The following is a 23,651-nucleotide window of genomic DNA, read 5'->3' on the forward strand; positions in this document are numbered from 1 at the left end:
CCGGGCTGAGCGTGACTAATTTTTGCAATCACGATGGATAACCCCAAAACGCTTTTGGCGTCACCAACAGGGAATGCAATTGATACAGCAAACCGGAATCTATGAGCAGCTAATCACAAAGCTCATCCAAAGCCGCTTGAATCGTGAAAAGTTCTACGTTGGAGAGCGACAGTTAAATAGCACAGAGGCCTCTGTGTGGCTGTCACGCTTTCTGTCTAATGTCCTTGAATTTGCCATTGACTCGGTACCCTCGGGCGATGACAGGTTGCAGGCGCAAATCGAGCTTTCCAACCAGTTACTGATGTGGCTAAAAGGGCAGATTCAGGACAATGGTTTTTTGGAAGAGAACCTCCTTGATAGCCAAGGGAAGATTCTGACCGCTCTGTATGAATTGGAAAACCCGGTTGCTTCGAACCTCAAGCAATACGTTGAAGATATTTTTCCTCTCACCGGGCTAACCCAGAGTGAACTGTTCTCGGGTAGCAACGCAGGCCTATCGCTGGAGTCCGAACTTAAGCGCGAGATACTGTCAGCAGACAGGATTTACTGGCTGGTATCATTTATTAAGTGGGCCGGGATTCGTATTTTCAGAAAAGAGCTGGAAGCATTCGCAGCCAGTGGCCGTGAGCTGAAAATCATCACCACCTCTTATATGGGAGCAACGGATGCAAAAGCCGTTGAGTATCTGGCCAGCCTGCCAAACACCGAAGTGAAGCTGAGCTACAACACCGAACGCGAAAGGTTACACGCCAAAAGCTACTTGTTCCTCCGGAGTACAGGCTTTCATACCGGTTACATTGGTTCATCAAACTTATCCCGTTCTGCGCTTACCAATGGCCTTGAGTGGAACCTGAAGATCACGTCTCAGGAAATTCCGCACATCATCAAAAAATCTCTCAGCACCTTCGAAACTTACTGGGCGTCGGACGAATTTGAGCGGTTTGATGGGCAGGCTGAGAGTGCCGAAAAACTCAAGCGCGCACTGAAACAGCAAAAAGGATTGGGTGAATTCAGCGTATCCCACTTTTTCGAGATCACGCCGTTTCCCCACCAGAAGGATATTTTGGAGCAGCTGTCTGTTGAAAGAGACGTACACCAGCGTTTTCGAAACCTTGTGGTGGCTGCCACAGGTACCGGAAAGACGCTGATCTCGGCGTTTGATTTCCAGCGATTTGTGAAAGCAAAACCGAATGCGAATTTTCTGTTTGTGGCCCACCGGGAAGAAATCTTGCGACAGGCCCGTGAAGCTTACCGGGGCGTATTGAGAAACAGCGCCTTCGGAGAGCTCTGGGTTGGCGGGCAGTTGCCCGATCATTACCGCCAGTTGTTCGTATCCATTCAAACTTTAAACAACCAGCTGGACCAGCTGAAACTGACTGAGGATTACTACGACTACATTGTGATCGATGAGGTACACCATATCGCCGCATCAAGCTACCGCGCGGTCCTGGAACACTTTACACCTTCGATACTTTTAGGGCTGACTGCGACACCCGAGCGGCATGACGGTGGCGATATTCTGTGCGATTTTGGGGGTGTCATAGCGGCTGAACTGCGGTTGCCGGAAGCGATCAACCGTCGCTATCTTTGCCCTTTTCAGTACTTTGGAATTGATGACGATACCGACCTTCGCACGATTCCATGGAGCCGGGGGCGCTACGATGTGGCGCAGCTCACCAACCTGTACACCCACAATCACAGTCGTGTGAACAAAATACTGCGCAGTTTGCGGGAAATCGTCACAGACATAACAAGTATGAAAGCCTTGGCCTTCTGTGTGAGCCGTGACCACGCAAACTTCATGGTTCAGCAGTGCCTGCTGAATGGCATAAAGGCTGATGTGCTGACCAGCGACAACAGCCATGAGCGGCAGCAAAAGCAGCAAGCCATCCGTTCAGGGCAGATCAACGTGTTGTGTGTGGTCGATATCTTCAACGAAGGTATCGACATTCCGGAAGTGGACACCCTGTTATTCCTGCGCCCAACGGAAAGTTTGACCATTTTCTTGCAGCAGCTTGGCCGCGGTCTTCGCCTTTCTGAGGGCAAAGAGTGCTGTACGGTTCTGGATTTCGTGGGTAACTCCCGGCCTGAGTATGATTTTGCTAATAAATTCAGGGCGCTGGTGGGTAAGTCTGAGCGTTCTATCACTGAGGAATTGAAACAAGGTTTTCCTCATGCGCCACTGGGTTGTCGGATTGAGCTGACTAAGAAGACACAAGAAATGGTGCTAAGCAACATACGCCAAGCCACTCTGACCATGAAATGTTTTGTGTCTCTGATTCGCCAGTTCCCCCAGCACTCAACTCAGACACTAACCCTGAAGAATTTTATAACGCACCATCCTCACATCGACCTGAATGAGCTGTATAAGCGCGGTAGCTGGTCCGAGCTGGTTAGCAAAGCCAAAGGCGAGGAGGTTGCTGATGACTTGCCGTTCAGACTGGCGAAAAAAGGGATCTATAGCCGAATTTTGACGTGCGACGATCATCAGTACTTGCTGTTCCTGAAAACGTTGTGTCGGGCTGGCTTTAGCTGGGACGAGGCCGATCGTCGTCGAGTGCTTATGTGCCATTATGATTTCTGGCAAAAAACTGGGCCAGACCTGGAGTTTGAGTCGCTGGTACAGAGCCTTGTTGAACTCAGTAAGTTGGGGCTAGATCGGGAGCTGGTTGACGTTCTCGATTGGAAATTGGCGCAGACGAAGCATGAGCAATCGGCCATGCCTGACTTGCCGGAAGTGCCACTGCGTTTACACGCACGCTATTCACGGGAGCAAATTCTGGTTGGGTTTGGTGCGACAACATTCGAGAAACAGCCGCCGTCCAGAGAGGGCGTTTTCGTGATTCAAGACCAGAATATCGAGCTTTTATTTGTCACCTTAGATAAAAACGAAAAACAATTTTCCCCGACCACCATGTATCACGACTACGCCATCAATGAGCGGCTATTTCACTGGCAGTCACAAAACAGCGCGCGGCCAGACCGAGGGCGAGGGCGGGACTATATTCACCACAGCAACATCGACAAGCGGCTCTTTCTGTTTGTGAGAGAACAGGCGAAAGATGAATACGGTCGCACGATGGGTTTTGTGAATTACGGTGAGCTTGGTTACGTATCCCACACCGGCTCACAGCCCATGAGTATCACTTGGAAACTGCGCACGCCGATGCCAAACTTCATGTGGCAACAGGCGGCAAAGCTGGCGGTGGCATGACGTACGCGCCCTACAACTTGAATGCCAAAAAGTTCTTCAACCAATACCAGTCCATAACCTTTGAACAGGTCCACAGCGACTGGCTGCCCCAGCTGGATGGCAAAAGCGGCTTGGCCCTGGACGTTGGTGCCGGAAGTGGCCGCGATGCTGCTGCTCTGGCAGATCGCGGTTGGGATGTGGTCGCGGTGGAGCCTGCGGCGGGTTTACGGGAACTTGGCCAGAACGCGACTAAAGACAAAAGCATTCAGTGGATAGACGATCAGTTGCCAGACCTTAATCAGGTTCGAAAACTGAGTTATCGCTTTAACCTGATTCTGGTTTCTGCGGTTTGGATGCATATCCCGCCAACCGCTCGTGAACGAGCGTTTCGAATTCTGGCTGAGTTGTTAGCGCCGGGCGGGATGCTGGTGGTTACGCTTCGGCACGGCCCTGGCGATGGTGAGCGTGTTTTTTACGATGTTAGCCGGGAAGAACTGGAGGCATTTGCCAAGCATCGGGCGTTGATTCCGGTTGCGTTGCCAACTGGGCGCAATGATGACGAGCTGAAGCGCCCCGAGGTTTCTTGGGAAACATTTGCGTTTCGGTTAGCGGACGATGGCACCGGTGCGCTGCCAACGGTTCGGCACATCATCGTTAATGACAATAAATCCTCGACTTATAAATTAGGGCTGCTTCGTGCCCTTGTGCGAATTGCTGACGGTGCGCCCGGCTTGGCGCTTAACCGTAGCGACGACTGGGTGGAACTTCCGCTTGGTGCAGTCGGGCTGTTTTGGATTATGCTTTACCGCCCTTTGATTCTGAAACATCACCTTAGGCAGGCACCCGGTGCGGGTGGGTACGGATTTGCCAAGGAAGATTTCTTCAAACTACAGGATTTCAGCCCTCTGGATTTCCGGGTAGGCATGCGGCTGTCAGCCGATGTCGCGCCGGTGGTGCTTCGTGCTGTTCGCGACGCTTGCGCCAATATCCTCAAGAACCCTGCACATTTTACAACCTGGCCCGGCAGTAACCGCCCAATCTTTGACGGTGGTTCGGCCAGAGTGACCATCAAGAACGAACCGGCGCGTCTGGACAAGGCAACGCTGTCGCAATTCGGTACTTTCCGCGTTCCCTCGTTTTTGTGGGACGCGTTCAGTCGCTATGCCTGTTGGATTGAGCCGGCGATTGTGAATGAATGGATCGGGTTGATGAGTGGCTGGGACGTGCGTTATTCCATGGATGTCTATCATCTGGGTTTGCAATGGGTTGAAGGCCGCCGCGATACGTCTGCTGTGCGTCAGCTTGTTGAGCAGCAGCTCCAGGCCGGCAAAGTCGAATGCATTTGGACTGCAAGAAACCTGAAGGATAAGCGGTTTGACGTGGACCACTGTTTCCCCTGGTCACGTTGGCAAAACAATGATCTGTGGAACTTGATGCCTTCAACTCATACCGCCAATGCGGCGAAGTCTGAAAAATTGCCTGCGGATTCGCTGCTGAAACAGTCACGCCCGAGGGTGCTGAACTGGTGGGATCAGGCGATACTTGGGTCGGTGCGTGAAGAGCAGTTCTTTTCAGAGGCGGAAGCGGCGCTTCCGCTACTTGGCCAACGCCGCACCGTCGAAGGTGTTTTCGAGGGAATGCTTCAGCAGCGTTTGAGGTTGAAAACGAATCTGCAGCTTGCGGAGTGGTTGGGGGTATGACTCAGGCAGGCGTGTGCTCGGATATTGAATGTTACTACTGATAAGAAACAAGATATCCTATAAAAGCCTTCACCGGCGAACTGACGGCAAATAAGATGGGAAACGAGGCCAGGGAGGCTATGATATGACTACTAAAAACGCAACCCCGATTATTATCTACGAAAACGCCGATAATGCTGTTGAAGTGCGGCTGGACTTGAGCCACGAAACGCTCTGGCTGACTCAGGCACAGTTGAGCATGCTGTTTGATGTCAAACCGCAGAACATCACCATGCACCTTAAAAACATCTTTGCTGAGGGAGAACTCACAGAGGCGGCAACTTGTAAGGATTTCTTACAAGTTCAATCCGAAGGTGGCCGGAACGTTGAGCGCAAACGCAAACACTACAGTCTGGACGCCGTTATTTCAGTCGGCTACCGCATTAGTTCTGCCCGCGCGACTCAGTTCAGAATATGGGCCACTCGCATCCTCCGAGAACATCTCACCCAAGGATGGACCCTGAATCGCGACCGCTTTGAAACCAACGCTCGCGAACTGGAAGCGGCTCTGACACTGGTACGTAAAACCGCCCAAAGCCCCGAACTGGGCGTGGATGCCGGGCGCGGACTGGTAGATATTGTCGCGCGCTACGCCCAGACCTTTTTGCTGCTACAACGTTACGATGAAGGCTTACTGACCGAGCCGCAGGCCGGCGGCCGACTTCGCGCATAGGCAGATTAAACAGGAAACAAAATGCCCTACCAATTTGAAGATCTAAAAAACAGCTGCTCTGCCGAATGGCGCGCCTACATCGAACACGATTTTGTGCAGCAGCTGGGGGACGGGTCCCTTGCACCAGAGGCCTTTCAGCATTACCTGAAGCAGGATTATCTGTTTCTGATTCAGTTCGCCCGTGCCTATGGCCTGGCGGTTTACAAAAGCCCGACGTTGTCTGACCTGAAACAGGCCAAAGAAGGGTTGAAAGCGATTGTGGATATCGAGCTGGATTTGCACATTGGTTATTGCAAGGAGTGGGGCATTTCAGAGCAGGAGCTTGCTAACCTGCCGGAAGCTCGGGCAACACTGGCCTACACGCGTTATGTGCTGGATACCGGCAACCGCGGCGACCTGTTGGATCTGCACGTGGCGCTTTCGCCCTGCATGGTGGGTTACGGTGAAATCACCAACTGGTTGAACAGCCGGGCGGAAACGCTTCGAGGCGACAACAATCCATACGATGCCTGGATTGCCATGTACGAAAGCACCGAATTTCAGGACGCCATGCAGTCCGAGATACGTTGGCTGAACGAGAGGTTGGCCGATGTCTCCCCTGCCAGGTTCGATCAACTTACCCGTATATTCAGTGACGCTACCCGCCTTGAGATTGATTTTTGGCAGATGGGGCTGACGCAGAGCGATTAAATGGAACAGCGCAACTATGTGATTAATCGGATTGAGGCTATACTCACATCATAATGATGAGGAGTTTGATTATGCTTGCCCTTGAAAAATCGGATCCCGCTGCCAAAGCCTACAAGCCCAACTTGCAGAAAATTAGGGCCAGAAAATCTCCGGGAAAGATTTTTAACACGATCCCGAGCGAGATTTTTGAAAACAGCCAGTCAATGATCAACGCTTCAAAAGCCGGGGTTCCGGGGGCTTGGCTGAAGGGTGTTATTGACGCTGTGGGCTTACGCGACGTGTTTGTTTCTGCTTTTAATATCACTTCGCCAAATCTGAGCAGGATGTACCGCAGAGCTACCCTTGATAGGGAGGACTCCGAGGAGTTTCTGGATACTGTTCGTCTGTTGAAAAAATCTAACGAGGTCTGGGAAGACGAAAGCCTGAGTCTGGGCTGGCTGGATAGCCCTGTACCTGCGTTGGGCGGCCAGAAACCGAGAGAGTTAATAGACACTTTTGAAGGCCGTCGATGGGTAATGAAGGTGTTGAGCAAGATTGAGTACGGGGATTTCAGTTAATGCAGCTCTTTCGGATCACGAAAGAACAGTATCTGGAAAACCTTAGTGGGCTGGGTGGTAGTTATGAAGACGGTGCCAGGTGGAACCTTCCTGGCACTCCGGTGATTTATTTTGCGCTGTCAGCCGCTGTTGCGCAGCTGGAAATGGCTAATTACACCGTTAATCCAAGGATGGTCCCGAAGTCGTACCGGTTGGGTGTCTATCAGTTGGATGATGCTGTTGAGCTTGACCGGCTCGATCCAGACAGTTGGCCGAAGGGCTGGTATGAGTTCCCTTACCCAAAAATAACCCAGCAAATTGGTGATCAGTTTCTTGGAGCCAGGCATAGCCTTGGTTTGATTGTTCCAAGCTGCGCAATACCCGGTGGGCTAGGGGAGATAGTCGTTATTAACCCCTACCACGCCGACATTGAGAAAATCAGGCTTGTTGCCACTCACAAAAATATTTTCAACCCCCGCGCTTTTTTAGGGGTGTAACTCCGTCTTTTTAAGCCACCGATCGATCGCCAGAGTGGTAATGGGTGGTTCTTCTGCTTTTAAAGATCGGGCAGCTGTTTGCCCTGTGGCACGCGCACTTCAAATCCGGATTGCACGCTGACTGTTTCGCCAGCCGGTACGGTGCGGTTCCACGCTAATACGCCTTTTTTATCGTCCACGTTGCGTTCCACCGGTTCGCTTATTTGCAGCGGTTCTACGGTGAGGATGTCGATTTGCGACACCGGCATGCGGTCAAATATCCGCACGTTTACAGCCTCGTCGTGATGATTGGTGATTTCAAAGCGGTTTTGCCGGCGTTGTACCTGTTCGCTTTTCCAGATGCCTTCTTCGCCGGTGCGTTCAGTCTCGTTGATGACGGCAACCCGTATGGCTTCATCCACACCGAAGCCCAGGCGCAGTTCTTCGCCGTTGGTCATTTCAGGCAGGTAGGTACTGCCGACACTCTGGCCATCGCGGAACAGCTGCGCGGGGCCGGCGGGTATGGGGGCATCGGCGGTGAATATCCCCGTGGCGTGCACATAGCCTGTTGGGTCATACGCCGGTGCTGTCCATACTGCCATTTCCACCGCTACTGTGTGCTCGGCTACGATAAGGCGCTGGCCATTGCCGCCGCTTGGAACGCTGACAGGCTGCGCCAAGCGGTAGCTCTGGGTAAAGGTGCTTTGGCGCTCTACGCTGGCGCCGAAGTCTGCCTGGGATTCGGCCGTGGCGCTGCTGTTAAGCATGAGGGCGGAAGATTTCATCTGGCGCTCCAGCAAATCAGGCTGTGCCGGGCTAACCACCCAGGAATCCAGAGCTGGCATGTTGGTTCCACGCCGGGCATTGGCGGTTGATAGTTGCAGTTCAACGTTGCTCCAGTCATCACCGGTGGTCTGCTGCACAACGGCGAGATGTTGTAGCGTTAGTTCACCGCTTTTTTGGTCGCTGCCTTCCTGACCCGCTACCCGGGAGTTCAGTTGGGCGTTGTATTCGCTGCGCCAGCGCGCTTCGTTGCTTTGGAATTCCAGTGTGATGGTCAAATCGCCACCGGCAGGGGCGCGGTAATGAATCTGTGCTGTTTTGCTGGCCCGGGCGTTTTGCTGCGCTTGTGACAGTTCCCGTTCCAGGCGATCTTTCAGGGCTATGTCGTCACGCATTTGGGTGCGTATGCCGCGAATTTCTGCCAGTGCTTCCAATGTTGTCTGCTTCAAGGCGGCAGCCATGTCGCTCAATTGGGTGGCCGACAGTTCGTGCGGGTTCTCGGCGGCTTTGGTCATCAGGGTGACTTGCTGGTTCCAGGCTTGAATCGCGTCTTCTTGCGCCTGAAGTTGTTCTTGCACTTGGGTCAGCTCGTTACGCAACCGCTGGGTTTGTTCTGAGATGTACCCGGCTTGCTCAATGCGGCCAATCTCAATCTGCTGGATTTGCGCACCGGCGACTCCGCCCAGTGATACGCGCACACTTTGGTCCTGCAGGCTGACGGGCAGGCGGTCAATAGCAATAACGCCATTTCCCTGTTTCACCGTTTGAGTTTCTTGCCAGGTCAGGTCGCCATGGGAGGGGTAGAGGGTGGCCTGGGTGATTTCTGCCATGGCCGTGAGGGGCATGGCGGCGATGGCTAAAGCAAGAAGGTTTTTATTAATCATAATTCTCTACCATTAAGTGTGTGTTATTTGCATTCTTAATTTCTGCGTCTGCTGAAGAGATACTCATAGAATAGCTTGTAGCGCCAACCACGTGAGGTCATTACTTAAACTTATAATTACATGGACTTGAATGCGATAGAGGAAAGTTTTGCGAAACAGAGCTAAACTAAGGTTTAAGAACTAAGTTTAGTGAGGTGGCCTATGGAATCTGTAAATATGCATGAAGCTAAAACCCGTTTGTCCCAGTTGGTGGCAAGGGCGCAGAAAGGTGAAGCGTTTATCATCGCAAAAGCGGGCAAGCCTGTTGCACGAGTAACCGCGATTGATGCGCCCGAGTTCGCGCAACAGAAGCGTGTGGGCTTTCTGAAGGGACAGCTTAACATTCCTGATGATTTTGATCGTATGGGGCAGGATTGTATTGCCGAGATGTTTGGGGGCTGATGTGAATCTATTGCTCGATACCCACATTTTATTGTGGGCGGCTTCGGATGCGATGCAGCTTTCGCCAGAGGCTAAAGAATTAATACTTGATCAGGAAAATACGCTGTACTTTAGCGCGGCCAGTTTGTGGGAAGTTGTTATAAAAAATGGCCTGGGCCGTGAGGATTTTAAGGTAGATCCACACCTCTTACGTCGTGGCTTGGTTGAAAATGGGTATCGTGAACTGCCTATCACATCTCAGCATACCCTTGCGGTTGGTCATCTCCCTGATATACATAAAGATCCGTTTGATCGCATTCTTGTGGCTCAAGCTCAAGCCGAGGGCTTCCTGTTGCTAACGGCTGATGAGTTGGTTATGCGTTATCCAGGCCCAATTCGTTGTGTTCAAGAGACGTAGCTCTTAAAAAAATTAATTCAGTCGTAGATTTTGGATTTAATCAGTCAGCAGCCGGGTTTGCGATGCCCAAAATGAAGCTGCTGGTTTTGCCGGTGTTGGCGCTGACATCAGAGCCCTTTGTGAGCCAGCACAGCTATTATAACCCACACCCATTATGTGCCTTGAGCACGCCTGCCTGGCGGGCTTTGTGTCATTGGAGAACCCGGATGACCTTGAAAGTTGGCATTCTTGCCGCCGGTATTACGCCGGACAATCTGCTACCCGAATTCGGCTCTTACGCTGACATGTTCAAAGATCTGTTCAAACGGGCCGGCTATGAATTTGACTATGCAACGTTTGAGGTACGTGACGACGACTTTCCCGGCTCGGCCAGTGACTGCGATGCTTGGGTTATAACCGGCTCGAAGGCGAATGTTTATGAAGATCTGCCTTGGATGCGACGCCTGAAGTTGCTGATTCTGGACATTTACCAAGCCGACCGCCCCATGCTGGGTATCTGTTTTGGCCACCAGATTATTGCTGAGGCCTTCGGTGGCTCTGTGGATAAGTACTCTGAAGGTTGGGGCGCTGGCCTGCACCATTACGAGTTGCTTCCCGGGGTAAGCGCCGTGAAGCCGAATAGCAACGAATTTACCCTCAGTGCGATGCACCAGGACCAAGTGGTGGTGAAGCCCGATCAAGCCAATGTTCTGGCGTTTTCTGCGTTTTGTCCCTACGCGGCTCTGCAATACGACAATCGCATTTTAACCTTTCAGGCACACCCCGAATTCGATGTGACGTTTGAAACACGGCTTGTTCGTCATCTTCGAGGTCAGTCTTTGCCGGAAGGTGACGCTGACCAGGCGCTGGAGGAGCTGGTTGGGCCTTCCGCAGCCACGGACTCCCTGGCGATTGCAGACTGGATGGCGCGCTTCGTGATACGAAACCAGGAGAGTTTTTAGAGGTATCTGGCCATGGAAGCAGGTTCCGGCCGCCTGCAAGATGGCGCTCTTTAAAATAATGATATGAATATTTGAAAAGTGATATCACACTATTTAAAACGGTATTGAAAGGTGACGCATGTCTGACAATAAGGCCGAAATTTGGCTGGCACAGCATCCTGAGATTGATTCCATTTTTGCCTGCGTTTGCGATTTGAACGGCACCATGCGTGGCAAGCGTGTTCCGGTTGATCAGTTGTCCAAGGTCATAGAGGGCGGGCTACGGATGCCATTGTCGATTGTCGGCATGGATATCTGGGGCGAAGATGTCGAAAACAGTGAGCTGGTTTTCGAGACGGGCGATTCCGATGGCTTGTGCGATTTTACTGGCCGTCAATTGATGCCGATCACCTGGACCAGTCGCCCGACGGCGCTGGCGATGCTGTGGATGCGGCAAGAAAACGGCGAACCGTTTCCGGGCGATCCGCGCAGGGCTCTGGCGCGCGTTGCCGAGCAATACAAGGAGCGCGGACTGACGCCTGTGGTGGCGACCGAGCTGGAATTCTATCTGGTTGATCCCTCGGAAGATTATCCGCAGGCGCCGCGGTCCCCGGTCACCGGAAAACGTCTGGAATCCGACGGCGCGATGTCGCTGGATGAATTGCAGCATTTCGATGAATTTCTGAACGACGTTTACGATGCCTGCGAATTGCAGGGCATTCCTGCAGATGCTGCGATTTCGGAAAACGGGGCGGGTCAGTTTGAGATCAACATGCGCCACGTTGCCGACCCTTTGCGCGCTGCCGACGATGCCGTGCTGTTCAAGCGGCTCGTGCGCGGCATTGCCCGCAAGCACGAGCTTGCGGCTACCTTCATGGCGAAACCTTATGGCGACCTGTCTGGCAGCGGGTTTCACACGCATTTCTCATTGATCGATGAAAGCGGGATAAACGTCTTCGACAACGGCGGCGACGAGGGCACACCGCTGTTGCTGAACGCGGTGGCTGGATTGTTGGCCACGATGCAGCAAAACACGCTGACATTTGCGCCCCACGAAAATTCATACCGCCGCTTGCTGCCCGGCGCCCACGCGCCGACAAGCGTCTCTTGGGGCTATGAGAACAGAACCGCGGCTATTCGCATTCCCGGCGGTGATTCAAAAGCACGGCGTATAGAGCATCGCGTCGCTGGCGCCGATGCCAACCCCTACCTTGTGCTGGCCAGCATTCTGGGCGGAGCGCTCCTTGGCATCGAGAACGAGATGCAGCCGGCGGCACCCATCACCGGAAACGCGTATTCGATGAATCTGGACAATCTGCCGCTGGACTGGGCAACTGCCATTGACGCCTTTCGCAAGGGTGCCGATGTGCCGACCATCTTCTCCAAACGGCTGCAAACCATGTTGGTTGAATGCAAGATGCAGGAATTGCGTAAATTTGCCCGTTACGTAACCAAGTTCGAATATGACAGCTACCTGGAGATTGTGTGATGAATTCCCGGAATCACTCCTACGCCGGTGACGGCAGCCACACCTCAAGTTACTACGCCGCCTCGGCTAATGCCGCGCCGGAACGGCCGGAACTGGCCGGTGATCATCAAATCGACGTTTGCATCGTCGGCGCCGGATACAGCGGGCTCTCGACAGGGCTTTACCTTGCAGAAAAAGGCTACAAGGTTGCCATCATTGAGGGTGCGCGGGTTGGATGGGGCGCCTCGGGGCGCAATGGCGGGCAGATTGTCAACGGGCTGAACGCCAGTCTGCAAACGATCAAGAAGCGCTATGGGCAAGACACGGCCACATTCGTCGCCGGTCTGGTGCAGGAAGGTGGCGAAATTATCCGCGAACGAATCAGCACCTACGACATCCAATGCGATTTGAAAGAAAAGAACATCTTTACCGGTTTGACCAGCGTTCATATGGGCGAGCTGGAAGAACGGATGAAGCTTTGGGCCAGCTACGGCCTCAAAAATCAGGAGATGCTGGACAAGAACCAACTGCGCGAGCACGTGAATTCTGACCTCTACGCAGGCGGGCTGATCGACCATTCCGGCGGCCATATGCACCCGTTGAATCTGGCCCTGGGCGAGGCAGCGGCGTTTGAGCAGAACGGTGGAACGATCTATGAGATGTCGCCGGTGATCGACGTTGATCACGGGGCGGCTCAGCCAGTGGTTAGAACGGCCAAAGGCACCATGACCTGCAAGACGCTGGTTCTGTGCGGTAATGCTTATTTGGGCCACGTGGTGCCAACGCTCACTTCACGAGTGATGCCGGTGTCAACGCAGGTGATGGCGACCGAGCCTTTGGGCGAGGCCCGTGCGCGGGAGTTGATACCGACGGATGCCTGCGTCGAGGATATCCGCTATATCCTCGATTACTATCGCCTGTCTGGCGACAATCGCCTGCTGTTTGGCGGCGGCACGGTATATGGTGGCGCAGATCCCAGTGACATCAAAGCCAAGTTGCAGCGCAACATGGACAAGGTGTTCCCGCAGCTTAAAGGGGTCAGGATCGACTATGCTTGGAGCGGTAATTTCGCCCTCTCGTTCAGCCGCGTCCCCCAGATGGGCCGCATCGGCGGGAACACCTATTTCGCCCACGGCTACAGCGGCCATGGCGTTACCGGGTCGCACACCTTCGGGCGCATCCTGGCCGAGGCAATCCACGGCGACCTGACTCGGTTCGACGTGTTTGCCAAGGTACCCTGGTATCCGTTCCCTGGTGGGCGCATGTTCCGCGTTCCCTATTCGGTGATAGGTTCCTGGTGGTACGGGGTGCGCGACAAAATCGGTATCTGATCAAAAACCCGAAGGTTTTTGCAGTTTAACGCAGTGACCGCTGCAATACGCGGCGGCACATGTCGGGTGTTACGTCGCCGTTTTCACCCAATTTGTTCATGCCGTTTTTCTTCAGGCTGTCGATGAGTTCTTCAATGTGTTCTTCGCCCAGCTGGTAATCAACCAGGTGGGTTTTTACGCCCATGGATTCGAAGAACGTCTGGGTTTTGTCGATAGCGGCGTCGGCTTTTTGTTCCGCGCTGCCCTCAGTAATGTTCCAGACCCGTTCGGCGTATTGCACCAGTTTGTCCTGCTTCGCGGCTTTGCGTTCCCGCAGCATGGATGGCAGCACAATGGCCAGGGTTTGTGCGTGGTCCAGGTTATGCAGGGCGGTGAGCTCGTGGCCCAACATCTTGCGAGTAACCACTGCGCCCTGGTTCATTTCCGAACCGGTGGCTGGCAGGGTCAGTACCGCGCCAAACGGCAAGGCTTTATCTACGTTGTTGCCGCCTTGCAGCAAAATGTCCCACTCATCGCCTTCAAACAGCGCGGCAGCTGCAACAAATTTTGCGCCGTCGATAACCGACCCGCCACCTACCGCAAGCAGAAAATCAATCTTTTCATCGCGCACTTGGGTAACCGCACGCATCCGCGTAGGGTCATAAAGACTGTGCTGGTCACGCTGGACCTTGCAAAGTATTTCAGCTTTTGTAACCTGCTCACGGGTTTAATGTTCACTAGGGCCCTATACTGTTGTTTGATTCAAAAACCACGGAAGAATCAACGACCACACTCTTCCGAATGAAGTGGTGGATGCAAAAGGTTATGCCGGCTGCTTTGGTGTTTACCTCCCATCGACCGTTTCACGATGCATCACCGGGCCGGTAGCACGGCCCTGAGGAACTGGCTTTGAACGATTATCAATTGGACAGTACGGTTGTGGCTGTGAGTCTCGACAGACTGGTTGCCAAGCTGGACGATGCCATTCGGGCGCTGGAACAAAGCGAATCTCTGGCAAAGTTTGGCAAATTACCCAGGGTATTTGGTAGCGCCCGCCGGGTGCTGCTTCAGCCTGGTGGCTGTGAGGCCGTTGAGGCGCGGATTCAACGCCTGGAGCAGGCGGGGATTTTTAACGGCACGGATTGGGCCGAACCCGGTCTCTTGGTGCCGGCCCTGACCACTTATTCGCTGCAAAGCAAAAACGCCGATACGGTTGTGATTGAGGCGCTCAGTGAATTGCGATTACTGGCGGTGGTGCGCGAATTCTATTTACACCCGTCGGTGTCTGCTGATCAGGCCAGGCATTATCTGATTCAGGTGTTGGCGATTAACCTTGGTCTGCTGTTCGGTATGACCGGCGAAGCGGAACGCGAGCAGGGCGATCTGTCGTTAATCAGCGAAGCCGTGGTGCAGTATGTGGCCCAGAATATCGGCTACGAGCACGTGATTGAAAATCTGATTGAGGAAATCTGGCGCATCTTGCAGCAGCGGCCCATTCGTGTGTCGGGTGTTCGCAAGATGATCACCCAGATTGCCATTTGCCGCGCAGACCCGAATGTGGATTTGGGCGCAGCCGGCGGCGGTGCTGAACGTTTGATCAGTAGCCTGTATGGCCCCACGCGGGCGTGCAGTGAAGACCCGGGCATTGTTGTTTACGAGCAGCGCCTGCAGGCGATGGACGCGCAAAATCTGCAAAATGAAGCCACCAGTTTTGCCCGCTCGATGCACGATACGGGTCTTGTGTCGCCGTATCACGCCAGCTTTGTACGCTTTATTATGGATGATGGCCAGGACGCGCTGCTGAGCGCGGCTTTGGGGCTTTCCAGTACCGGTCGCGACTGTTTGTTGTGTTACCGGGAATTGGTGCACACGCTGATTACCGAAGGTATCTTCGCTGAGACCGCCCAGGGCCTTTACGGCATGGCGTTGCTATTGGAGCGTGGAGTTCTTTACCAGCCGCCGGTTGCGCCGGCGCTCTGGCGACAAGCCAAGCTATCGTTAAGCGCCGAGGCCCGGGAACGCCTGCAGCTGGCCTATGGCTATCAGCCCCAAGCCAATGCCTGGTTGATTCAGGGTGTGTTGAACATGTTGGGCCAGCCTTTGGGCGTGGGCCAAGGTAATAACCCGACCTGCCAATCGGCGCGGGCATTGTCTATGTGGGCCTATAACGACCCGGACTATCTGTTACAGATGGTGACCTGGGCTGCGCGGGATAACGAAATTGTTATGCACTTTGAAGGTGTGCCAGTGTCTTCGGCGCACAGTGGGGCCGGTTTGGCCACTGAGGTAACCTTTGATCTGGACCCCGTATCGCTGGTGGTGGTGCCCCATCTGGACCGTATCTATGTGGAGATGGGGCGCTTGTGCGTTGGCCGCGAAGGCGATCCCCACCGCTGGGTGAACCCCGAGTTTCACGGCTGGTCTGCAGGCCGCGGTTTTGCCATTAATGTGGATGTGGCGACCGGAAATCTGCATGAACTGGACGGTTTTTTAAGGCACTTTTACGCCAGTTATCACCCCTATTACAACGGCAATCAGCCGCTGATTCACCCCCAGCCAGCGGGCATAGCGGTAACCGACAGAGCCGGGCGCTTTATTGGCTGGCACGCGATTACGATTCTGCGGGTAGCGCTGGACCCGGAAGGGAAAATGCGGGCGTACTTCTACAATCCGAATAACGACAGCGGGCAAGACTGGGGCGACGGCGTGCTGGTGAGTACATCCGGCTGTGGTGAGCGTTTTGGTGAGGGTTCGCTGCCGTTCGAAGAGTTTGCATCGCGGCTGTATATTTTTCATTTCGATCCCCTGGAGCGGGGCGAACTGGCGGATGTAGACCAGGAAGAACTGCAGCGGGTAGTCGAGCGGATTTATCGTAGTTGGGGCGCGAGCCGTTTACCGGCGGCGCTGCAGGCCGAACCACCAGTTTAATATCAGCCTGCACGACGAAAACGCCCATTATGTGTGCCAGATGGTGGCTAGCGGCGAGGTGGACTTGGGTATTACCAGTTTGTGGCAAAACAGCGAAGAGCTGCACTACAGCCATTTGTTCGAGGACAAAATTGGCGTGGTGTGTCGCCGTGACCACGCCCTGGCCCAGCACAAAACCTTGGACTGGCAGCGCCTGCGCGGCGAAAAGCTGATTGGCAATGGTACCTCGCGGTTATTGATGAACACCGCGGCGGCCGAGTTGGTGGAGAACAGCGCCTTCTATATATCCAATATGATTTCTTTGCTGGCGATGCTTGAAGCCGGAGCCGGCGTAACCACCCTGGCGCGGTTGGCGTTCCCCGAGCAGAGCGCTAGCTTGTGTTTTATCCCGCTGCACAATCCGGACGTAGTGCGCCGCATTGGTCTGGTGAAATCTGCCAACCGCACCCTGGCGCCGGCGGCCCAGGCGATGGAGGCGTTTGTGCTGGAGCAGCTGCGGGCAGATGTGGTGTAGCGGGTAGGTAGGGGACAGATTTAAAATCCGTCCCCGGTTGTTCCATAGCTGTTTTACGCCTGGTGTTTAAGGCGTTTTGCAGGTTTTAATGCCTAGCAGTGAGTAGGCAGGGCAGTTACCGATCAACGCGGTGGCCAGCGGCACAATACCAATCCAGCCCCAAGGCGTTTGCGGGCCGACAAACACCAGCGCGAGCAGTACAATGCCGATGATTGCACGGATGATTCGATCTGCAGATCCCATATTAACGGTCATAGTCTGATCTCCTGTATTGAAATAGTGCGACCATGTGAATTTTAGACCTGCCGCCCTTGTAAGTCAGTGATAATGTCACAGTGGATGCGCCGGCCCGGCGTTGTGGTGAACGCCCAAAACCCAGGAAGGATTTATGTCGCAACACAGTATTCTGCACACTTTGGCGCCCCAGCTACGGAAACAGTTTGCAGAGCAGACCCAGGTGATGACATTCCCGTCCGGCCAGATTCTGTTCAATCCTGGTGAACGCTGCCAGGGCTTGCCACTGGTGCTCAGTGGTGTGGTGAAAGTGCAGATGACCGGCGCTTCCGGCAACAGCATTGTGCTTTACCGCATGGGCGCGAACGATATCTGCACCCTGTCTATCGGCTGCCTGATGACCGGTTTTGGCTACCGTGCAGAAGCCAATGTGGAAGACGAAGCCGAGGTGATCATGGTGCCGCGGCCTTTGTTCGACCTTTTGATGGACCAGTCTGACGGCTTTCGCCAGGGTATCATGGAGTCTTACGGCCGCCGCCTGGACGACCTGATGCTATTAGTGGAAGAGGTGGCCTTTCGCCGCATGGACGAACGCCTCGAAGAGTGGCTGCAGGCTCGGGCCGAGCGCAGCCCGCTGTTGATTACCCATCAGGACCTGGCCATTGAGCTGGGTACCGCGCGGGAGGTGGTTAGTCGCCTGTTGAAAGAACTGGAGCGCAAGAATCGGGTGCGCCTGGCGCGGGGCCGCATAGATATATTGTGAAAAAAATACGGGGGAAGGACTCCGCAATGGACACTGGGCGCAAACACAAAACCCGCTCGACGGTGGTTATTCTGTTGTTGATTGTGCTGCTGGCTTTGGTGGCCGGTGCTTTTTGGGTGAAGCACAGCTGGGAAGCAATACTGGCACAGAACAACATTGAGCAGGTTCAGTGGCAGGTTACCCGGTTGGGTTTGCACGGCGCGTCGGTCGGCGAACTGCGGGCTATTCAGCTAGGCCCTGAACGCCGTCTTATCATAGAGGCTCGCGATATCACTCTGGGCTGGCACTGGGGCGGTGGCGGTAAGTGGCAATGGCAAAACTGGTTGCCGCAGTTGAATACTCTGAACGCGCAGCAGCTGGAACTCGAGATTGTTGCCACCGAGCCTGAGTCAGCCGTTGATGACTCTTCTGTAACACCCGCTTTTTCGTTATTTGAACAAATTCCGCCGCGGCTCACTCTTCAGCAAACACATTGGCTGCCCTCACGCGTTCGTGTCCAGCAATTTCAGGCCACCCTTCCTTGCGCCAGCGGCCGTTGTTCGCTGCAAGGAGCTCTTGATATTCAACACAGCGCTCAAGGAACAGACAATGGTTTGCCTATAAACGCGAGTTTGCTGCTCGAGCACCAAGGGCACCGGGTCGATTTTGTTGCCACGCTCGCTTCGACGCAAGAAGGTGCTTGGACTGAAGGAAGTGCGTTGAGTGGCGGGGATAGTGCTGCACCCGGTGAGCAGGGATTGCAGATGTCAGCGACCGTCGATATCGACAGTACGCGCAACCTGACTCTGGAAACCTGTTACCGCCCGCTTGAGTCGAACACAGAAATGCACTGGCAAGGGTCCCTCTCCGTGCCGGAACTGCCCAACGCGGAGTGGTTGATTGCCTGGGTTCAGAGCTGGACGCCGTTGCCCCAGGAGGCGGGTTTTGCCCAGCCAGAGCAAGGCTCGGTGAATGTCCGTTGGGATTTGCAGGGGCCACGCCAGAGCTTTTTTACGAAGGCAACAGGCACGGTCAATGCCGAAGCCCGGGTGCCACAGCCCTGGCCGGTGCCGGGCCTGGGCAGTGTAAAGGGTGATTTGGCTTTGGCGTTGGCGCTCAACCAGGGCACTTGGCAACCTCAAACCTTAAGCGCAGACCTGATGCTAACGCAGCCGGCGCAGTGGGCTGCGGCATTGCCTGTGCAGTTGCGCCCGCAACAGCTAGAGCTGTCTTTACGCCCGGCCTCCGTTTTACCTGGAACGGCATCTGCCCAGGCTGGCGCCGATGAAACGAGTGCAAACGAAAACCCGGCGAATGCGCCTCTACCGTTGCAGGTCGCCCTGCGCAGCCGCGGCGCGACCGATATTAACCTTGACGCCCATTTGGCGATTTCTACGTCGGCGCCCTGGCAGGTGCAGCTGGCCGAAACCCGGCTTTCAGCAAACCTGGCCCGGCTGGATGTTGGCCAGTGGCGTATTGATAAGCCCGAACTGGCTCTGTTGATGAGCGGTGAACTGACATCGACAGAAGCGAATCTGACCTTTGCCCAATCATCTCTGGTTTCCGCTACTCGGATTAAATCTCTGGGCGGCAATGATGCCGAGGCGCTCGAGCTACAAAACCCGCAATTGGCGTTGGCGGGCAACAACCTGGCGGCAAGCTTCAACGCTGCCCCGGCGACCTTGGATAGCCTGACATTCAGCGGGCCTTTGGACGTAAGCGTCAAACAGATAAAATACCCGCAGTTGCTGACGCAAGGCTGGCAATTCAACGGCAAAACGAAAGCCGATATGAATGGGCTGCAACTGTCGGGAATAGCCAAAGCGAACAGCGGCACCTCCGCCAATATCAATCTTAAAGTTCCTTATGGCACCGCGGCCGCACAGGCCATTGTTGTCAACGCGCAAATGCGGGTGAGTGGCAAGCGGGAAATTGACGGCCTGGGGCGGGTGCTTGTGGCCTGGCCGGAACTGCTTGACGCCAGCGGCGGTACGGTAAGTGCCAATGTGAAGGCACAGTTGCTGCCGGGCCAGCCGTTGGTTGTGGATGGCAAGCTGGTGTTTCTGGACGTTGGCGGTACCTGGGATCGCACCTCATGGCGCAACATGAATGGCACGGTTGAAGCCACCTTGAAGTCTGACCAATTTCAGGTATCGACATCGCAGTTGACCCTGGATGAGATCAATCCCGGCATTCCACTCGGGCCCCTCGTCCTGGCCGGGGATTACCGTGGGCCAGCACAACAGCCAATGGCGGGCCAGCTTACCTTAACCCAGGCTAATGCTGGCGCCTTGGGTGGGCAGCTGAGCATTGCGCCGGGAAGCTGGAATTTTGCCGCAGCTCCGGTGACCGTGCCTTTGGAGCTGGATCGCCTGAGCTTGGCACAGCTGCTGCTGGTTTACCCGGCAGAAGGCTTGGCTGGCACCGGCATACTCAGCGGCACCATTCCTCTGCTGGTAGACCCTGCCACCGGCGTGCGGGTTGAGCGTGGCCGCCTGGTTGCGTTGGAACCGGGTGGCCAGTTGCAATTGAGTGCGGAACGGCTGCGCGCCCTGGGGCAAAAAAACCAAACCATGGAGTTAGTGTCGAAAGCTCTGGAGAACTTTCGTTATTCGGCTCTCAGCAGTGATATTGATTACGACGAAAACGGCACTTTGATGCTGGGCCTGCATTTGAAAGGCAGCAGCCCGGAGGTGGGTGATGGCCGTGCTGTGGTGTTGAATATTAATATCGAGGAGAATATCCCCGCCTTGCTGACCAGCTTGCAACTGAGCGGCCGGGTGACGGATGCGGTGGCCGAGCGGGTGAAAAAGCTGCTTAAAGAGCGCGAGCGCGAACCCGCGGAAGACCTGATATATTAAGGGGCAACAAAGGAGCATCTTATTATGACGTACGTTGGTTTGAATTTTTTTCGCCCGCTAACGGCGCTGTTTGCGGGTTTGTTGCTGGCCACGGTGGTGGCTGGTTGTACGCCCACGGTGCGAGTGCAGGCACCCCAAGAGCCGATTACGGTCAACCTGAACGTAAAAATTCAGCACGAAATTTACGTGAAGGTCGATAAGGATGTGGACGAGCTGTTCAGTGAAAAAGGCCTGTTCTGAGTTCGCAATCCTGTTAAAAGCACCCGACGATAACGGGCGCACGTACCAAACAATCAAGCGTGTGCGTACCTGAGAATAAAGAGTGTACGTATTCGATAATCAAGGAGTTGAATATGACTATTTACCAGCGCATCGCTGCCTTGCTGCTAACGATGAGCCTGAGCATTCCGGCGTTTGCCATGAGCCTCGACGAAGCAAAAAATGCTCTGGATTCTGCAAAAAGCCAGGGTTTGTTGGGTGAAACGCCGTCGGGTTACCTGGCTCCGGTGACGTCTGACGCCCGCGCCCGCGATATTGCAGAGGCCATCAATGATGCCCGTCGCGAAGCGTACACAGACATTGCCCAGAAGAACGGCATTGCAGTGTCAAAAGTGGAAGCTGTGGCGGGCCAGAAAGCGGTTGAGAAAACTGCGGCCGGGCAATACATCGAAATAGATGGCCGCTGGGTACAAAAATAAACCGGTTAAAGTTTGAGCGCCGCGCGCCGATACCCGTTGTAACTGGGTTGGCTGTTTGTGAATTGCAGCCCGTACGCTTGAACGAGGTTTGTTGCCATGGTTTCGCTTTTATACGGTCCGCTTTCGCCGTCATCACCACAGTCGCCTTCGCAATCACGGGTAACCAACGAGGCGCAGCCTCAGCGCCGTGATGCCCCGCTGCCCGGCCCGGGAGCTAGCGAAGCGAAAGCCACAGAATCTGCCAGCAAATCCCAGCGCCAGGTTATTCGCACGCCAGAAGATGCCATCAACGCGTTGCGCTCGCGTCTTCAGCAGCAAATGGAGCAAAGCCTGGGCAAGCTTGAAGACCCGGGCGCCGCTGCAGCCCGCAATCTTGGCAGTGGTTTTCAGCCGCCGTCTGCCGCGGACGTGGCGGGCACGGTGCTGGGCTTTATTCAGCTGCGGCTGGAACAGGAAGCGGCAGCCGGAGCAGACCCTGAACGCCTTGCCAACCTGATGGAGCAGGCCCGCGCCGGCATTGAAAAAGGCTACGGCGAAGCCCGCGAGCAAATTGAAGCCCTGGGGTTGATGAATCCCAAACTCGCCAGCGAGATTGATGACGGCTTCAACCGCATTCAGAACGGCCTGGACAAACTCGCCGAGCGCTTTTTGGGCCAGCCGGCGGTCGCCGATGGCGGAGTACCCGTTAGCAGAAGCGGTATGCAGGTTGAATCTGCTTCCCGCGGCGCTTTTCGCTTTGACGTAACTACCGCCGATGGCGACAAAGTGTCTATTCTGATGGAAGAGAGCCGCTATCTCGCAGTTCAAAGCCGTTCAACGGGCAGCGAGAGCGGTGAGTCGAATTCACTGACTGCAGTCAGTGCTTCTGCCGGGCGCTATTCTTTCAGTGTGGAAGGTGATCTGGACAGCGGCGAACGCGAAGCCATTGCCGGCCTGCTGGAGCAGGCGCAGGGCGTTGCCGGGCAGTTTTTCCGCGGCGATGTTCAGGGCGCGTTTGAATCCGCACGGGGCTTAAACCTGGGCGGCGAAGAACTGGCCAGTTTCAGCCTGAACCTGTCTTCCAGCCGCACGGTATCAACCACGGCCTATGAGTCCACATCTGGCCAACCGTCACTGGCCAGCCAGCTGCGCCCGTTGGCCGGGTTGGCTCAGAATGTTCGCGAGCTGGGGCAGGGTGGCATCGACAAGGGTCTCGATACCACCACGTTGAACGATTTGGTGCAGAGAATGCTGGATGACCAGCAGGATGCGATTAGCGAAAGCTCGAACAGCAATCGCCCGATGATGGACGAATTCATTGGCGCCATCCTCAACGGTTTGCAGCCAGGCTAATATCAGCCCAGCCCAGCCCAGCCCAGCCCAGCCCAGCCCAGTCCAGTCTAAATAAGCTCAGCCCGCCAGGTGCTGAGCCAGAAACACCAGCGTGCGGCCGCGGGCCAAAGCCGCCGCACGTTGGTTGTAAGCCGGTCGCCCCCAGCAATTGAAGCCGTGATCCACTCCGTCATAGGTGTGAATATTGGTGTGTTCCTGGCCTTCAAAAGCTTTGTGCACTTGGTCAACAGCGCTGGCCGGTATTAATCCATCCAGGCCGGCGTAATGGAACAATATGGGTTGGCTTATCTGCTCGGCCAGGTCCAGATGGTTTTGAATCCCGCCACCGTAATAGCTGACAGCGGCGTCTGGCATGCCGCTGGCGGCAGCCCGATAGGCCAGCTGCCCGCCCATGCAAAAACCAAGCACGCCCACCTTGCCAGACACTTGCGACAATCCCCGTAGATGTTCAATGGCGGTCACAACGTCTTCTGCCGCCTGGGTGAAGTCGGTGCCCTTCATCAGCTCAAACGCTTCGGCGGTGCCCGCTTCGGTATAGTCCAGATTGGTTCGGGTTTGTTGGCGCCAGAACACATCCGGTGCCAGCACCACAAAGCCGTCCAGCGCATACTGCTCGGCAACGGCACGAATGTGATCGTTTACGCCCCATATTTCCTGAATCAGCACTAGGCCAGGGCCTGTTCCAGCCGGTGGCAATGCCAGGTAGCCGGAAAACGTGTTTTTATCGGCGGGTGAAATCGTAATCCATTTTTCTGATGTCATTTCGATGCCTTTCAATAGATGCCGGTTAACATTAGGCGCCTGTAAACAGATGCCTGTGAAATATGGCGAA

22 protein-coding genes are annotated in these 23,651 nt (G+C 54.9%); 18 read left to right on the forward strand and 4 right to left on the reverse strand.

From position 1 onward, the window contains the following. Positions 1-82 precede the first annotated feature (82 nt). The 6 genes from ATG98_RS13950 to ATG98_RS13975 all read left to right on the forward strand — a co-directional run bounded on the left by ATG98_RS13950 (position 83) and on the right by ATG98_RS13975 (position 7,328). Positions 83-3,214, forward strand: coding sequence for a DUF3427 domain-containing protein (locus tag ATG98_RS13950; protein ID WP_098424453.1), 3,132 nt, complete (start codon positions 83-85; stop codon positions 3,212-3,214). Continuing rightward, positions 3,148-4,893, forward strand: a complete 1,746-nt coding sequence (locus ATG98_RS13955) for a class I SAM-dependent methyltransferase (RefSeq protein ID WP_228706145.1) — start codon at positions 3,148-3,150, stop codon at positions 4,891-4,893. The genes ATG98_RS13950 and ATG98_RS13955 overlap by 67 nt, the downstream gene beginning before the upstream one ends. 124 nt (positions 4,894-5,017) lie before the next feature. Continuing rightward, on the forward strand, positions 5,018-5,605 hold the full coding sequence (locus ATG98_RS13960) for a virulence RhuM family protein (protein WP_228706146.1): 588 nt from the start codon (positions 5,018-5,020) through the stop codon (positions 5,603-5,605). 21 nt (positions 5,606-5,626) lie between these two features. Next, the gene (gene tenA / locus ATG98_RS13965) at positions 5,627-6,295 is read left to right on the forward strand and encodes a thiaminase II (RefSeq protein WP_098423511.1); all 669 of its coding nucleotides are present in this window, start codon (positions 5,627-5,629) and stop codon (positions 6,293-6,295) included. A gap of 71 nt (positions 6,296-6,366) precedes the next feature. After that, the gene (locus ATG98_RS13970; protein WP_179888157.1) at positions 6,367-6,852 is read left to right on the forward strand and encodes an antitoxin Xre/MbcA/ParS toxin-binding domain-containing protein; all 486 of its coding nucleotides are present in this window, start codon (positions 6,367-6,369) and stop codon (positions 6,850-6,852) included. Further along, positions 6,852-7,328 (forward strand): RES family NAD+ phosphorylase, encoded by a 477-nt coding sequence (locus ATG98_RS13975; RefSeq protein ID WP_098423515.1) that lies wholly within the window; start codon positions 6,852-6,854, stop codon positions 7,326-7,328. Before ATG98_RS13970 ends, ATG98_RS13975 begins: the two co-directional genes overlap by 1 nt. A gap of 59 nt (positions 7,329-7,387) precedes the next feature. On the opposite strand, the gene ATG98_RS13980 is transcribed toward ATG98_RS13975, so the two are convergent. Next, positions 7,388-8,974: a DUF4139 domain-containing protein gene (locus ATG98_RS13980; protein WP_098423517.1), complete on the reverse strand. Its 1,587-nt coding sequence runs from the start codon at positions 8,972-8,974 to the stop codon at positions 7,388-7,390. 201 nt (positions 8,975-9,175) lie between these two features. Between ATG98_RS13980 and ATG98_RS13985 the strand changes: the two genes are divergently transcribed. From ATG98_RS13985 to ATG98_RS14005, 5 genes are all read left to right on the forward strand, one after another. Further along, on the forward strand, positions 9,176-9,415 hold the full coding sequence (locus tag ATG98_RS13985; protein ID WP_098417790.1) for a type II toxin-antitoxin system Phd/YefM family antitoxin: 240 nt from the start codon (positions 9,176-9,178) through the stop codon (positions 9,413-9,415). Position 9,416: 1 nt separating this feature from the next. Then, positions 9,417-9,812, forward strand: coding sequence for a type II toxin-antitoxin system VapC family toxin (locus ATG98_RS13990; protein WP_098423519.1), 396 nt, complete (start codon positions 9,417-9,419; stop codon positions 9,810-9,812). A 206-nt stretch (positions 9,813-10,018) separates the two neighbouring features. Continuing rightward, on the forward strand, positions 10,019-10,753 hold the full coding sequence (locus ATG98_RS13995) for a glutamine amidotransferase-related protein (RefSeq protein ID WP_098424455.1): 735 nt from the start codon (positions 10,019-10,021) through the stop codon (positions 10,751-10,753). A gap of 118 nt (positions 10,754-10,871) precedes the next feature. Then, positions 10,872-12,221, forward strand: a complete 1,350-nt coding sequence (locus tag ATG98_RS14000; protein WP_098423521.1) for a glutamine synthetase family protein — start codon at positions 10,872-10,874, stop codon at positions 12,219-12,221. After that, on the forward strand, positions 12,221-13,531 hold the full coding sequence (locus ATG98_RS14005; RefSeq protein ID WP_098423523.1) for an NAD(P)/FAD-dependent oxidoreductase: 1,311 nt from the start codon (positions 12,221-12,223) through the stop codon (positions 13,529-13,531). Before ATG98_RS14000 ends, ATG98_RS14005 begins: the two co-directional genes overlap by 1 nt. A gap of 25 nt (positions 13,532-13,556) precedes the next feature. On the opposite strand, the gene ATG98_RS14010 is transcribed toward ATG98_RS14005, so the two are convergent. Next, a complete protein-coding gene (locus ATG98_RS14010; RefSeq protein ID WP_228706148.1) occupies positions 13,557-14,159 on the reverse strand; it encodes an iron-containing alcohol dehydrogenase in 603 nt (200 codons plus the stop codon). A gap of 260 nt (positions 14,160-14,419) precedes the next feature. Between ATG98_RS14010 and ATG98_RS14015 the strand changes: the two genes are divergently transcribed. Both ATG98_RS14015 and ATG98_RS14020 read left to right on the forward strand, forming a co-directional pair. Further along, entirely contained in the window at positions 14,420-16,438 is a 2,019-nt protein-coding gene (locus ATG98_RS14015) for a hypothetical protein (RefSeq protein WP_098423525.1), read from the forward strand. Between the two features lie 40 nt (positions 16,439-16,478). Continuing rightward, positions 16,479-16,952, forward strand: coding sequence for a LysR substrate-binding domain-containing protein (locus ATG98_RS14020; protein ID WP_267283842.1), 474 nt, complete (start codon positions 16,479-16,481; stop codon positions 16,950-16,952). A 66-nt stretch (positions 16,953-17,018) separates the two neighbouring features. Here ATG98_RS14020 and ATG98_RS14025 read toward each other — a convergent pair whose 3' ends face one another. Next, positions 17,019-17,207: a DUF2892 domain-containing protein gene (locus ATG98_RS14025; protein WP_098417796.1), complete on the reverse strand. Its 189-nt coding sequence runs from the start codon at positions 17,205-17,207 to the stop codon at positions 17,019-17,021. Positions 17,208-17,340: 133 nt separating this feature from the next. On the opposite strand from ATG98_RS14025, the gene ATG98_RS14030 reads away from it, so the two are divergent. From ATG98_RS14030 to ATG98_RS14050, 5 genes are all read left to right on the forward strand, one after another. Next, the gene (locus ATG98_RS14030; protein WP_098417797.1) at positions 17,341-17,949 is read left to right on the forward strand and encodes a Crp/Fnr family transcriptional regulator; all 609 of its coding nucleotides are present in this window, start codon (positions 17,341-17,343) and stop codon (positions 17,947-17,949) included. A 26-nt stretch (positions 17,950-17,975) separates the two neighbouring features. After that, the gene (locus ATG98_RS14035; RefSeq protein ID WP_098423527.1) at positions 17,976-20,789 is read left to right on the forward strand and encodes an intermembrane phospholipid transport protein YdbH family protein; all 2,814 of its coding nucleotides are present in this window, start codon (positions 17,976-17,978) and stop codon (positions 20,787-20,789) included. A gap of 24 nt (positions 20,790-20,813) precedes the next feature. After that, positions 20,814-21,029 carry a YnbE family lipoprotein gene (locus ATG98_RS14040; protein ID WP_098423528.1) on the forward strand — a complete coding sequence of 72 codons (216 nt, stop codon included), beginning with the start codon at positions 20,814-20,816 and terminating at the stop codon, positions 21,027-21,029. A 113-nt stretch (positions 21,030-21,142) separates the two neighbouring features. Continuing rightward, positions 21,143-21,487, forward strand: a complete 345-nt coding sequence (locus ATG98_RS14045) for a YdbL family protein (protein WP_098423530.1) — start codon at positions 21,143-21,145, stop codon at positions 21,485-21,487. Positions 21,488-21,583: 96 nt separating this feature from the next. Beyond that, positions 21,584-22,819 (forward strand): DUF5610 domain-containing protein, encoded by a 1,236-nt coding sequence (locus ATG98_RS14050; protein WP_098417801.1) that lies wholly within the window; start codon positions 21,584-21,586, stop codon positions 22,817-22,819. Between the two features lie 57 nt (positions 22,820-22,876). Here the strand turns inward: ATG98_RS14050 and ATG98_RS14055 are convergent, their stop codons facing one another. After that, positions 22,877-23,581, reverse strand: coding sequence for a dienelactone hydrolase family protein (locus tag ATG98_RS14055; protein ID WP_098417802.1), 705 nt, complete (start codon positions 23,579-23,581; stop codon positions 22,877-22,879). Positions 23,582-23,651 lie beyond the last annotated feature (70 nt).

It is taken from the genome of Marinobacter sp. LV10R520-4, from assembly GCF_002563815.1.
Lineage (GTDB): Bacteria > Pseudomonadota > Gammaproteobacteria > Pseudomonadales > Oleiphilaceae > Marinobacter.